This is a genomic window from Enterobacter cloacae complex sp. S1, from assembly GCF_014930525.1.
Taxonomy (GTDB): domain Bacteria; phylum Pseudomonadota; class Gammaproteobacteria; order Enterobacterales; family Enterobacteriaceae; genus Enterobacter; species Enterobacter hormaechei_C.
The window spans coordinates 1-12,591 of record NZ_JADBRE010000008.1 but is presented as its reverse complement, the minus strand read 5'-3'; the positions used below and the strand labels follow the sequence as shown (position 1 = coordinate 12,591).

Annotated in this window: 10 protein-coding genes and 1 pseudogene; 6 read left to right on the top strand and 5 right to left on the bottom strand. The window is 53.0% G+C overall.

The genetic code is table 11. The features are described 5' to 3' along the window. Window positions 1–69: 69 nt before the first annotated feature. Window positions 70–396 carry a ChiQ/YbfN family lipoprotein gene (gene chiQ, locus IM290_RS07550; RefSeq protein ID WP_032102682.1) on the bottom strand — a complete coding sequence of 109 codons (327 nt, stop codon included), beginning with the start codon at window positions 394–396 and terminating at the stop codon, window positions 70–72. Between the two features lie 47 nt (window positions 397–443). Continuing rightward, complete coding sequence (chiP, locus tag IM290_RS07545) at window positions 444–1,841, bottom strand: chitoporin (RefSeq protein WP_017694280.1); 1,398 nt, start codon at window positions 1,839–1,841, stop codon at window positions 444–446. A gap of 126 nt (window positions 1,842–1,967) precedes the next feature. Here chiP and IM290_RS21795 point away from each other — a divergent pair. Next, window positions 1,968–2,036, top strand: a pseudogene (locus IM290_RS21795) (hypothetical protein); the annotation flags it as partial. A gap of 251 nt (window positions 2,037–2,287) precedes the next feature. Here IM290_RS21795 and glnS read toward each other — a convergent pair. After that, entirely contained in the window at window positions 2,288–3,955 is a 1,668-nt protein-coding gene (glnS, locus tag IM290_RS07540; protein ID WP_015571127.1) for a glutamine--tRNA ligase, read from the bottom strand. Between the two features lie 169 nt (window positions 3,956–4,124). Beyond that, complete coding sequence (gene nagE, locus IM290_RS07535; protein ID WP_017382457.1) at window positions 4,125–6,074, bottom strand: PTS N-acetyl glucosamine transporter subunit IIABC; 1,950 nt, start codon at window positions 6,072–6,074, stop codon at window positions 4,125–4,127. 325 nt (window positions 6,075–6,399) lie between these two features. On the opposite strand from nagE, the gene nagB reads away from it, so the two are divergent. The 5 genes from nagB (at window position 6,400) to asnB (ending at window position 12,347) form a co-directional block, all read left to right on the top strand. Then, complete coding sequence (gene nagB, locus IM290_RS07530; protein WP_003858663.1) at window positions 6,400–7,200, top strand: glucosamine-6-phosphate deaminase; 801 nt, start codon at window positions 6,400–6,402, stop codon at window positions 7,198–7,200. Window positions 7,201–7,256: 56 nt separating this feature from the next. Then, the gene (gene nagA / locus IM290_RS07525; protein ID WP_032670349.1) at window positions 7,257–8,405 is read left to right on the top strand and encodes an N-acetylglucosamine-6-phosphate deacetylase; all 1,149 of its coding nucleotides are present in this window, start codon (window positions 7,257–7,259) and stop codon (window positions 8,403–8,405) included. A gap of 8 nt (window positions 8,406–8,413) precedes the next feature. Beyond that, the gene (locus tag IM290_RS07520) at window positions 8,414–9,634 is read left to right on the top strand and encodes an N-acetylglucosamine repressor (protein ID WP_006809613.1); all 1,221 of its coding nucleotides are present in this window, start codon (window positions 8,414–8,416) and stop codon (window positions 9,632–9,634) included. Window positions 9,635–9,679: 45 nt separating this feature from the next. Further along, window positions 9,680–10,432 carry a ribonucleotide monophosphatase NagD gene (nagD, locus tag IM290_RS07515; protein WP_003858667.1) on the top strand — a complete coding sequence of 251 codons (753 nt, stop codon included), beginning with the start codon at window positions 9,680–9,682 and terminating at the stop codon, window positions 10,430–10,432. A gap of 250 nt (window positions 10,433–10,682) precedes the next feature. Then, entirely contained in the window at window positions 10,683–12,347 is a 1,665-nt protein-coding gene (asnB, locus tag IM290_RS07510) for an asparagine synthase B (RefSeq protein ID WP_015571128.1), read from the top strand. A 3-nt stretch (window positions 12,348–12,350) separates the two neighbouring features. On the opposite strand, the gene IM290_RS21595 is transcribed toward asnB, so the two are convergent. Then, a partial coding sequence (locus IM290_RS21595) for a hypothetical protein (RefSeq protein ID WP_141395015.1) occupies window positions 12,351–12,591 on the bottom strand: 241 nt, incomplete at its 5' end.

Sequence of the window (12,591 nt, the reverse complement as noted above, 5' to 3'; positions counted from 1 at the left end):
TTACCGGGCCTACGGGCTGTGACACCGTTGTAGGCCCGGTAAGCGCAGCGCCACCGGGCGTAAAGCAACTTATTTATTGTTATTGCGAATCTCGTCCCAAATCTTATCGCAACGCTTCGCCACTTCCTGATCGTTACCGCTTTTCCGCGCCTGGATACAGGCCTGGTAATCCATCACGCGAACATTTTCCTGCGTCGCAAACTGCTCATGCGCTTTCTCTTTTTTCAGCACATTCAGCACGCTCTGGCAGGCTTCAATCTTCTCTGGCGATCCTTGTGCTGTATTGATGCAGGCGCTATACGCCTCCTTCAGACGGGAGTCTTCTTTCTGCGCCTGATCCTGCGCACACGCCACCAGCCCCGATGCCAGCAGCGCAACGATTACCATTTTTTTCATCATATGCAGTCTCCATGCAGGCGGGATTTCGCCCGCCATCGTGTTCATCAGAAGATTGTGAATGGCGCAATGACCATGAATTTCACGTCACGTTCATCCTGGAAGATGTTGCCGTAACCGCCCGCGTAGCTCGGGATATCGGAGTGGTTGTCATACTGGGTGAAGTGCAGTTTGAACATCGTGCCTTTCGCACGGCCCTCCTGAAGGGTGTAAATCGCATCCAGGCTGTATGAAGACTCTTTCAGACGGTAGTTCGGATCGTAGTAGGCGTCTGGCGTAGCCATATCTGCTGGCTTCGCGTCCCAGGCGTACGCGTAGGACGCACCCACTGCCCAGCCAGGCAGGTTCCAGTTCTTCAGGTCATACATTGCGCCGAAGAAGACCGCCTTTTCGCCGTCGGCGTTAAAGTCAGAGCGGTTATCCCACCAGATATCCAGACGACCATTGGAAGAGGCGTAGGTTGGCGTCATACGTTGCAGGAAGTAGCCCTGCTGCCCTTCTGCCTTGACCCATGTTCCCTCCAGACGTAAATCAACCTGACCTACCTTGTAGCCGAAGGTCAACGCCTGTAACCACGCGGTGCCGTCATAGATATCATTTACGCTGCCATCACTGACTTTGTCGCGCGTACCGTAGAACTGATAGCTGGTGCTCAGCGGGCTACCCGCGATATCAAATTTGTAGCTGGCTTTAGCAAAGTACTGATCGATATAGCCTTCAGCCTGACCAAAAGCAGCTTCCAGCACCAGATCGTTTTTGAAGTCGTACTTCGCCCCCAGCGAGTGGAGATAATCAACTTTGGTTTTTTTATCATTCTGATAGAACTTGTCCATCTCAATGTGCCACGGCGCTTTGTACTCGTTGGTCCACATATAGGAGAAGCTCAACGCCCCCGCATCGCCGTAGTCAAAATTAGCACCGGCTTCCGCACCCTGATAGGTACCTGGCATAAAGCTCCAGTGCGGTGCTAACAGCGTCTGGCCGGTTGGCTGGATATAACCTCCACGCGCCCAGACCGGACCATATTTGAATTTTGCAGCCGCTTTATACAGGCTGATTCCGCTTTTATCGCCGGACCAGTCTTCGTCGTAGGCTTTATTGCTGGAGGAGAACGCAATTTCGTTCGGATGGCCGCTGTCGCCATTTTCGGCCATTTCAATTGCGGTGAACGCTGCAATATCGATCCCGAACATATCGGCGGCATATCCCGACTGGAAATCAAGGTTGGCGTTCCAGGTCGAGTGAGAAAGGTTGGTTTTGTATTTATCTTCAGTGACGTCTTTACGGTCACGCTCACGCTGCCAGTAATAAATACCGCCCGTGAGGGTGGAATCTTCGATGAAACCTGCTGCTTTTGCCTCTGGCGCAACCACCAGGCCCGACATTGCTGTCACACCGGCGATAGCCAGCGCCAGCGCACTACGTTTGCCACTAAACGTACGCATAGATTATTCCTCTTTGACGAATTAAAACGCCTTAAACGGCGAAAAACAGAAAAGACCAAGTGGTCAGGGGTAGTCAGAAATACCCTCGAATTAACTACCGTCTTTAGGTTATTTTTCGCGACGCGAATTATCAATGCTTTTAATCAGGCAAAAGTCAGGATTATGACGAAGAGCACATATTTCGTAGTGCTTTGTAACATTTACCGGGAAGCAAGTACTGGCGGGGGAATGCGCTAATTTTCAGTAAGTAACATTGATATTGTGAATATATTTTTCAGCGTTTCTGTTTTTGGAAAACAACAAACTTTTTTAAATAAAATAAGTAGCACCACATTGACCTGGAATGTTGGCTTTAATTCATCATCCCGATGCTTAACGACATGATCGTTAAATAAAAAAACGCCGCATTACGCGGCGTTTGTTTCTCATTGACCATACCAGCGTTATTATTCGCCGATCTTAGTCCAGGTATCACGCAGACCGACGGTACGGTTAAATACCGGTTTTTCCGCCGTGCTGTAACGGCTGTCCAGGCAGAAGTAGCCCTCACGTTCGAACTGGAACGCTTTACCGGCTTCAGCGGCTTTCAGAGACGGCTCGGCATAACCCTGCTTGATAATCAGCGACTCAGGGTTGATAACCGCCAGGAAGTCCTCCGCAGCGCCTGGGTTAGGCACGCTGAACAGACGATCGTAGAGACGGATCTCAACCGGCAGCGCATGCTGCGCACTCACCCAGTGGATTACACCTTTTACTTTACGGCCATCCGCCGGATCTTTACTCAGCGTCTCTGCGTCGTACGTACAGAAGATGGTCGTGATGTTACCTTCCGCATCTTTCTCTACGCGCTCGGCTTTGATCACATAGGCGTTACGCAGACGCACTTCTTTGCCCAGCACCAGACGCTTGTACTGCTTGTTCGCTTCTTCACGGAAGTCGGCGCGATCGATCCAGATTTCACCGCTGAACGGCACGTCGCGGGTGCCCATTTCCGGTTTGTTAGGATGGTTAGGCATCGAGACCAGTTCGCTTCCACCCTGCGGATAGTTTTCGATGACCAGTTTCACTGGATCGATCACTGCCATCGCGCGCGGCGCGTTTTCGTTCAGGTCTTCGCGAATGCAGGATTCCAGAGACGCCATTTCGATGGTGTTGTCCTGCTTGGTAACGCCAATACGTTTGCAGAACTCACGAATAGACGCCGAGGTATAGCCACGACGACGCAGGCCAGAGATGGTGGGCATACGCGGGTCGTCCCAGCCTTCAACGTGCTTGTCGGTGACCAGCAGGTTCAGCTTACGCTTGGACATCACGGTGTATTCCAGGTTCAGACGAGAGAACTCGTACTGACGCGGATGCACAGGAATGGTGATGTTATCCAGCACCCAGTCGTACAGACGACGGTTGTCCTGGAATTCCAGCGTGCACAGAGAGTGCGTAATGCCTTCCAGCGCATCGCTGATGCAGTGGGTGAAGTCGTACATCGGGTAGATGCACCACTTGTTACCGGTCTGGTGGTGTTCAGCGAACTTAATGCGGTACAGCACCGGATCGCGCATCACGATGAACGGAGACGCCATATCGATTTTGGCACGCAGACACGCTTTACCTTCTTCGAAGCCACCGGCACGCATTTTTTCAAACAGCGCCAGGTTCTCTTCCACGCTACGATCGCGGAACGGGCTGTTTTTACCAGGCTGAGTCAGCGTACCGCGGTATTCACGGATTTCGTCAGCAGACAATTCGTCGACGTATGCCAGACCTTTGTTAATCAGTTCAACCGCATAGGCATACAGCTGATCGAAGTAGTCTGAGGAGTAGCAGATATCGCCAGACCAGTTGAAGCCCAGCCATTGCACGTCGTTTTTAATCGACTCAACGTATTCGATGTCTTCTTTTACTGGGTTGGTGTCATCGAAACGCAGGTTGCACTGCCCCTGGTAATCTTGCGCAATACCAAAGTTCAGGCAGATCGATTTGGCGTGACCAATGTGCAGGTAGCCATTTGGCTCCGGCGGGAAACGCGTGTGGACTGTGGTGTGCTTACCACTGGCCAGATCTTCATCGATGATCTGACGAATAAAGTTACTCGGGCGGGCTTCTGCCTCACTCATCGTGGATTCCTCAAAGCGTAAACAACGTATAACGGCATATGATCTTATAAGCCGGACGTAGTGACAACCCTTAAAACGTCCCGGAAGAAAATAATGGGGGCAATTGCTGCAAAAAAAAGCGGCGGAGGATATCCCCCGCCGCTAAAGGCATAACTCTACTCAGGAGCGATTACTTGCCTTTAATCTCATACAGTGGCGTCTGGCCTGCAACCACCTGCCCCTGCGCCTGGATCACCAGACCGCTGAAGTCGTCGATGTTGCTGCACACGACCGGGCTTATCATGGAGCGCGCGTTGGCATTCAGGAAGTCCAGATCCATTTCCAGAATCGGCTGACCTGCCGCCACTTCAGCACCCTCTTCCACCAGACGAGTAAAGCCCTGACCGTTCAGCGCAACGGTATCGATACCCATATGGACAACGATCTCCGCGCCTTTTTCCGTTTCCAGGCAGAACGCGTGGTTGGTGTTGAAGATTTTCACGATAGTACCGGCAGCCGGAGAGACCACGGTTTTGTCCGTTGGTTTCACCGCCACGCCGTCACCGACCGCTTTGCTGGCGAACGCTTCGTCAGGCACCTGCTCAAGCGCAACAACGTCACCTGTCACCGGAGAAACCAGCGCAGCGATGGTCACCGCGTTTGGCACAGCCTGCGGTTTTGCAACCGGCGCGTCAGCCACTGGCGCGTTATCCGTTGAGGCGGCAGCGACCGGCCCACGGGCAACCACTTTTTTCATTTCATCGCCGATAGATTCGGCTTTCGCACCCACGATAACCTGGATGGTTTGTTTGTTCAGTTTCACCACACCAGACGCACCCAGGCGTTTGCACATTGCATCGCTCACGCGTGCGGAGTCACCTACGGTCAGACGCAGACGGGTAATACAGGCATCGATCGCTTTCAGGTTGTCGGTGCCACCCACAGCGGCAATGTAGTTGGTTGCCAGCTGGGTTAAACCCTCTTCGGTATTGCTGTTGGCTTCACTGGTCACAACATCATCTTTCGTATCTTCGCGGCCCGGCGTCTTCAGGTTAAACATACGAATAACCGCGCTGAACAGAACGAAGTAGATAACGAAGAAGATCAGGCCCATCACCATCAGGATCCAGACGTTGCTGCTTGCCGCCGGCAGGTTGTACATCAACACATAGTCGATGGCGCCTGCGGAGAAGGAGAAGCCAGCATGGATACCCAGAAGGGTGGCGACGAACAGGCTGATACCGGTCAGGATCGCGTGCATCAGATACAGCAGCGGAGCCAGGAACATGAACAGGAATTCCAGTGGCTCGGTCACGCCGGTCAGGAAGGCGGTGATCGCAACGGACAGCAGCATCCCGCCAACCATTGGGCGACGCGCTTTCGGCGCAGCCAGGTACATTGCCAGCGCCGCGCCAGGCAGACCAAACATCATGATTGGGAAGAAGCCAGACATGAACATGCCCGCGGTGCCGTCGCCTGCGTAGAAGCGGTTGATATCACCGTGGAATACCGCGCCGGCCGCGTTGGTGAACTCACCAATCTGGAACCAGGCGATGGTGTTCAGTACCTGATGCAGACCGGTTGGGATCAGCAGACGGTTAATGAAACCGAAGATGCCCGCGCCCATTGCGCCCGCAGACACGATCCACTCGCCACCCGCATGGATAGCATGCTGCACCGGTGGCCAAACGTAGCCAAAGATGGCGGCGAGGATCAGACAGAAAAAGCCCGTCGCAATCGGCACAAAACGTTTACCGCCGAAGAAGCTCAGGAAGTCAGGAAGTTTGATACCTGCCCAACGGTTGTACACGGCGCCACCCACCAGGCCGGTAATGATACCTGCCAGCACACCCATATTGATTTCAGGGTTGATGGTTACCATCGCTTTCGTGAGGATGAAGTAACCGACAGCCCCTGCCAGTGCCGCGGCACCAGCGCTGTCTTTTGACCAGCTTGACGCCACACCGATGGCGAAAATCAGCGCCAGGTTGTCAAAAATTGCACCGCCTGCCTGGGCAATAAACGGCACGTTAAGAAGATCGGGTTGCCCGAATCGCAGCAGCAACGCTGCAACCGGTAGCACGGCGATAGGGAGCTGCAAAGCCCTACCGAGGCGCTGGAAAAAACCTAAAATATTCATCCTATTCCCCCTACGAGACCCTTTGTTAAGACTCGCGCATAAACTATGTTTTTATTGTGTCACGAACGATAGATACAGTTGATGATTCACTGGCAGTGTGAGTGTGTGAAAAATTAATTCGTATCGCAAATTAAACACCTATTTTTTGTGATTATTGTCACCAAATATCGTATTAAACCCTCCCTTTCACTGGCTAACGACGAAAACTTATTTTATCATTCAAAAAATCAAGACGGATTGATCCGGCCTGAAAGGTTCCAGGTTACGCTTAGTTCAGGTTGCACTAATCATCCGCCCACTTTTACTTAAACTTTAGAGGTGAATAATGAGACTGATTCCCCTGGCAACAGCTGAACAAGTCGGAAAATGGGCTGCTCGTCATATCGTTAATCGCATCAACGCGTTCAAACCAACAGCCGATCGTCCTTTCGTTCTCGGTCTTCCAACCGGTGGCACGCCCCTGACCGCGTATAAAGCTCTGGTTGAAATGCACAAAGCGGGCCAGGTTAGCTTTAAACACGTTGTGACCTTCAACATGGACGAATATGTCGGCCTGCCGAAGGAACATCCGGAAAGTTACCACAGCTTTATGCACCGTAATTTCTTCGATCACGTTGATATTCCGGCTGAAAACATTAACCTGCTGAATGGAAACGCGCCTGATATTGACGCAGAATGCCGTCAGTATGAAGAAAAAATCCGTTCCTACGGTAAAATCCACCTGTTTATGGGCGGCGTAGGCAACGATGGTCATATCGCGTTCAACGAACCGGCATCTTCACTGGCTTCCCGTACCCGTATTAAAACGCTGACCCATGATACGCGCGTGGCTAACTCCCGCTTCTTTGACGGCGACGTCAATCAGGTGCCTAAATACGCGCTGACCGTAGGCGTGGGCACGCTGCTGGATGCCGAAGAAGTGATGATTCTGGTGCTGGGCGCGGTGAAAGCGCAAGCGCTTCAGGCTGCCGTTGAAGGTAATGTGAACCATATGTGGACGATCAGCTGCTTACAGCTGCATCCAAAAGCGGTTGTCGTGTGTGACGAACCGTCCACCATGGAGCTGAAAGTGAAAACGCTGAAATACTTCAACGAGCTGGAAGCTGAGAACATCAAAGGTCTGTAATTGAATAACCGCCTCTTTATATCCGGGGCGGTCGCTTTTTTTAACCGGGGGTCGATATGTACGCTTTAACCCACGGTCGGATTTATACCGGCCATGAAATTCTGGATGACCATGCGATTGTAATCGCCAATGGCCTGATTGAACGTGTTTGCCCGCTGGCGGAACTGCCGCCGGAGATCGAACAGCGTTCCCTCAATGGAGCAGTAATCTCCCCCGGTTTCATCGACGTACAGCTTAACGGCTGCGGCGGTGTCCAGTTTAACGATACCGCAGAGGCGGTATCGGTTGAAACGCTGGAAATCATGCAAAAAGCCAACGAGAAATCGGGCTGCACCAGCTATCTGCCTACGCTTATCACCAGCAGCGATGACCTGATGAAACAGGGTATCCGCGTCATGCGCGAATACCTGGCAAAACATCCGAATCAGGCGCTGGGCCTGCACCTGGAAGGACCATGGCTGAATATGGTCAAGAAAGGCACCCATAACCCAAACTACGTGCGCAAACCGGATGCCGAGCTGGTGGATTACATGTGCGCCAATGCCGATGTGATCACCAAAGTAACGCTGGCCCCGGAAATGACCGGCACGGACGTTATCAGCAAACTGGCCGCCGCCGGGATTGTGGTGTCTGCGGGCCATTCGAACGCGACGCTGAAAGAGGCGAAGGCCGGTTTCCGCGCAGGCATTACGTTTGCCACACACCTTTATAACGCGATGCCCTATATTACTGGCCGCGAACCGGGACTGGTTGGCGCCATTCTGGATGAACCAGACGTCTACTGCGGCATTATCGCCGACGGCTTGCATGTCGATTACACCAACATCCGCAACGCCAAGCGTCTGAAAGGCGACAAGCTCTGCCTGGTGACGGATGCTACCGCTCCGGCAGGAGCGAATATTGAGCAGTTCATTTTTGCTGGTAAAACAATATACTACCGGAATGGACTGTGTGTGGATGAGAACGGCACGCTGAGCGGTTCTTCTCTGACGATGATCGAAGGGGTACGTAACCTCGTTGAACATTGCGGCATCGCGCTTGAGGAAGTGCTGCGCATGGCCACGCTTTATCCGGCGCGCGCCATTGGCGTCGATAAACAGCTCGGCGGTATTGCGCCAGGTATGGTTGCAAACCTGACGGCGTTCACACACGATTATAAAATTATTAAGACCATCGTTAATGGTAACGAGGTCGTCACTGAGTAAGTAAAAGTATGACACCAGGCGGACAAGCTCAAATCGGTAATGTCGATCTCGTTAAACAACTTAACAGCGCGGCGGTTTATCGCCTGATTGACCAGCACGGGCCAATCTCACGCATTCAGATAGCCGAACAAAGCCAGCTTGCTCCCGCCAGCGTGACAAAAATTACACGTCAGCTTATTGAGCGCGGCCTGATCAAAGAAGTCGATCAGCAGGCCTCCACTGGGGGCCGCCGCGCGATTTCCATCGTCACGGAAACCCGCAATTTTCAGGCCATTGGCGTTCGCTTAGGACGTCATGACACCACGCTTACGCTCTACGATCTGAGCAGCAAGGCCATTGCCGAAGAACACTACCCCCTTCCTGAGCGCACGCAGGAGACGCTTGAACACGCGTTGCTGAATACCATTGCGCATTTCATCGAAAGCTGTCAGCGCAAGATCCGTGAACTCATCGCCATCTCGGTGATTTTGCCCGGCCTGGTTGACCCGGAAAGCGGCGTTATTCGCTACATGCCGCATATTAAGGTAGAGAACTGGGGGCTGGTTGAGGCGCTGGAAAAGCGCTTCAAGCTGACCTGCTTTGTTGGTCACGATATTCGCTCGCTGGCGCTGGCGGAGCACTACTTTGGTGCGAGCCAGGACTGCGAAGACTCTATTCTGGTGCGCGTTCACCGTGGTACAGGTGCGGGCATCATCTCGAATGGCCGCATTTTTATTGGCCGTAACGGTAACGTAGGCGAGATTGGTCATATCCAGGTGGAACCGCTTGGCGAGCGCTGCCACTGCGGTAACTTTGGCTGTCTTGAAACCGTTGCCGCCAATGCCGCCATTGAACATCGCGTTCGCCATCTGCTGGAGCAGGGTTACCAGAGCCGCGTCACGCTGGACGATTGTAAGATCGGCGCCATCTGCAAAGCGGCAAACAAAGGCGATGCGCTGGCCTGCGAAGTGATCGAACAGGTAGGACGCCACCTGGGTAAGACCATCGCCATTGCCATCAACCTGTTTAATCCGCAGAAAGTGGTGATTGCCGGCGAGATCGTTGAAGCCGAAAAAGTGTTACTGCCCGCCATTGAAGGCTGCATCAATACCCAGGCGCTGAAGGCATTTCGCCAGAATTTGCCGGTGGTGCGATCTACGCTCGATCACCGCTCGGCAATTGGCGCATTCGCCCTGGTAAAACGTGCCATGCTCAACGGGATCCTGCTGCAACATTTGCTGGAATCCTGATCGGACCTTATAGTAACGCCTTCTTTTTTTGATGTCGGATTGTCCATGACCATTAAGAATGTAATTTGTGATATCGACGGCGTGCTGATGCACGACAACGTTGCCGTGCCGGGTGCTGCGGAGTTTCTTCACCGCATCATCGACAAAGGAATGCCACTGGTTCTTCTCACGAACTACCCTTCACAGACTGGTCAGGATCTGGCAAACCGCTTTGCTACCGCAGGCGTCAACGTCCCGGACAGCGTGTTCTATACCTCTGCGATGGCGACCGCGGATTTCCTGAAGCGTCAGGAAGGCAAAAAAGCCTATGTCGTTGGTGAAGGTGCGCTGATCCACGAGCTGTATAAAGCGGGCTTCACCATCACCGACGTGAACCCGGACTTTGTCATCGTGGGCGAAACGCGCTCCTTTAACTGGGAGATGATGCATAAGGCAGCCTACTTTGTCGCCAACGGTGCGCGTTTTATCGCCACCAACCCGGACACGCACGGTCGTGGTTTTTATCCCGCCTGCGGTGCGCTTTGCGCCGGTATCGAAAAAATCTCGGGTCGTAAGCCGTTTGTTGTCGGTAAACCGAGCCCGTGGATCATCCGCGCCGCACTGAATACGATGCAGGCACACTCAGAAGAAACCGTCATCGTGGGCGACAACCTGCGTACCGATATTCTGGCTGGCTTCCAGGCGGGGCTTGAAACCATCCTGGTGCTTTCTGGCGTTTCACAGCTTGATGACATTGATACGATGCCGTTCCGGCCAAGCTGGATTTACCCTTCTGTCGACGAAATCGACGTTATTTGATTCAGAACCACGCCTCAGGGCGTGGTTTTTCATTTCTGCCGTCTGAAAACATCACTTCATCTAACGAAATCAGCCCTTCATTGAGAAATCATCAATAGAATTGCTTAAGACATACTCTTTTTTTAAGATTCGGCAATCGTCATTGCACTTTTTACGTTTTCATCGGTAAAACGCTTGCGCCCCCTCCCCCTTTTGCGGCATTTTCATAAGCAAGCAACATCACAACGCAACAGGGTTAACGGAGAAGGTTATGTGTTCTATTTTTGGCGTACTGGATATTAAAACTGACGCGGGCGAACTGCGTAAAAAAGCACTCGAATTGTCCCGCCTGATGCGCCATCGCGGTCCGGACTGGTCAGGCGTATACGCCAGCGATAAAGCGATTCTGGCTCACGAACGTCTCTCCATTGTTGATGTAAACGCTGGCGCACAGCCGCTGTATAACGAGAAAAAAACGCACGCGCTGGCTGTTAACGGTGAAATTTACAACCATCAGGCGCTGCGCGCCGAGTACGGCGATCGCTACGCGTTTCAGACCGGCTCAGACTGCGAAGTGATCCTGGCGCTGTATCAGGAGAAAGGCCCGGAGTTCCTCGACGACCTGCAAGGGATGTTCGCCTTCGCCCTGTACGACAGCGAAAAAGACGCTTACCTGATTGGCCGCGACCATATCGGTATTATCCCGCTGTACATGGGTCACGATGAGCACGGCAACTTCTACGTTGCCTCAGAGATGAAAGCCCTGGTACCGGTGTGCCGCACCATCAAAGAGTTCCCGGCAGGTAGCTACCTGTGGAGTAAAGACGGCGAGATCCGCCCGTACTACCAGCGTGACTGGTTTGATTATGAGGCGGTGAAAGACAACGTGACGGACAAAGCCGAACTGCGTCAGGCCCTGGAAGAGTCAGTGAAAAGCCACCTGATGTCAGACGTACCTTACGGCGTACTGCTCTCCGGCGGTCTGGACTCCTCCGTGATCTCCGCGATCACCAAGAAATTCGCCGCACGTCGCGTGGAAGATCAGGAGCGCTCTGAAGCCTGGTGGCCGCAGCTGCACTCCTTTGCCGTAGGTCTGGAAGGGGCACCTGACCTGAAAGCCGCCCAGGAAGTGGCAAATCATCTCGGCACGGTGCACCATGAAATTCACTTCACCGTACAGGAAGGTCTGGATGCGATCCGCGATGTGATCTATCACATTGAAACCTATGATGTGACCACCATTCGCGCCTCCACACCGATGTATTTGATGTCGCGGAAGATCAAAGCGATGGGCATCAAGATGGTGCTCTCCGGCGAGGGTTCTGACGAAGTGTTTGGCGGTTACCTCTATTTCCACAAAGCGCCAAACGCCAAAGAGCTGCATGAAGAAACGGTGCGTAAGCTACAGGCGCTGCACATGTTTGACTGCGCGCGCGCCAACAAAGCGATGTCCGCCTGGGGTGTGGAAGCCCGCGTGCCGTTCCTCGATAAGAAATTCCTTGATGTGGCGATGCGCATCAACCCGCAGGACAAAATGTGCGGCAACGGCAAAATGGAGAAACATATCCTGCGTGAATGTTTTGAATCCTACCTGCCGGCGAGCGTGGCGTGGCGTCAGAAAGAGCAGTTCTCGGATGGCGTGGGTTACAGCTGGATCGACACCCTGAAAGAGGTGGCGGCGAAACAGGTTTCTGATCAACAACTGGAAACTGCGAGCTTCCGTTTCCCGTACAACACGCCAGCCTCGAAAGAAGCGTATTTGTACCGTGAGATCTTTGAGGAGCTGTTCCCGGTTCCAAGCGCAGCAGAGTGCGTACCGGGTGGCCCATCGGTCGCCTGCTCTTCTGCTAAAGCCATTGAATGGGATGAATCATTCAAAGCGATGAACGATCCGTCAGGACGCGCGGTGGGCGTTCACCAGTCTGCCTATAAATAATGTTCAGAGTATCATCAGGCCCTCCGGGGCCTGATTTTTTTGCCTCTCTTTTCTCCGCATAAAATCGATTAATAACCAATAATTGTCGAATATTCGGCCTCGCTGTTCGCAACCTAACCAAACAGTCACATTCCGGCTATTTTCATTGAAAAAGGTGTTGACGCTGCAAGGGTCTATACGCATAATGCGCCCCGCAACGCCGATAAGGTAACGCGAAAAAAAGATGGCTACGTAGCTCAGTTGG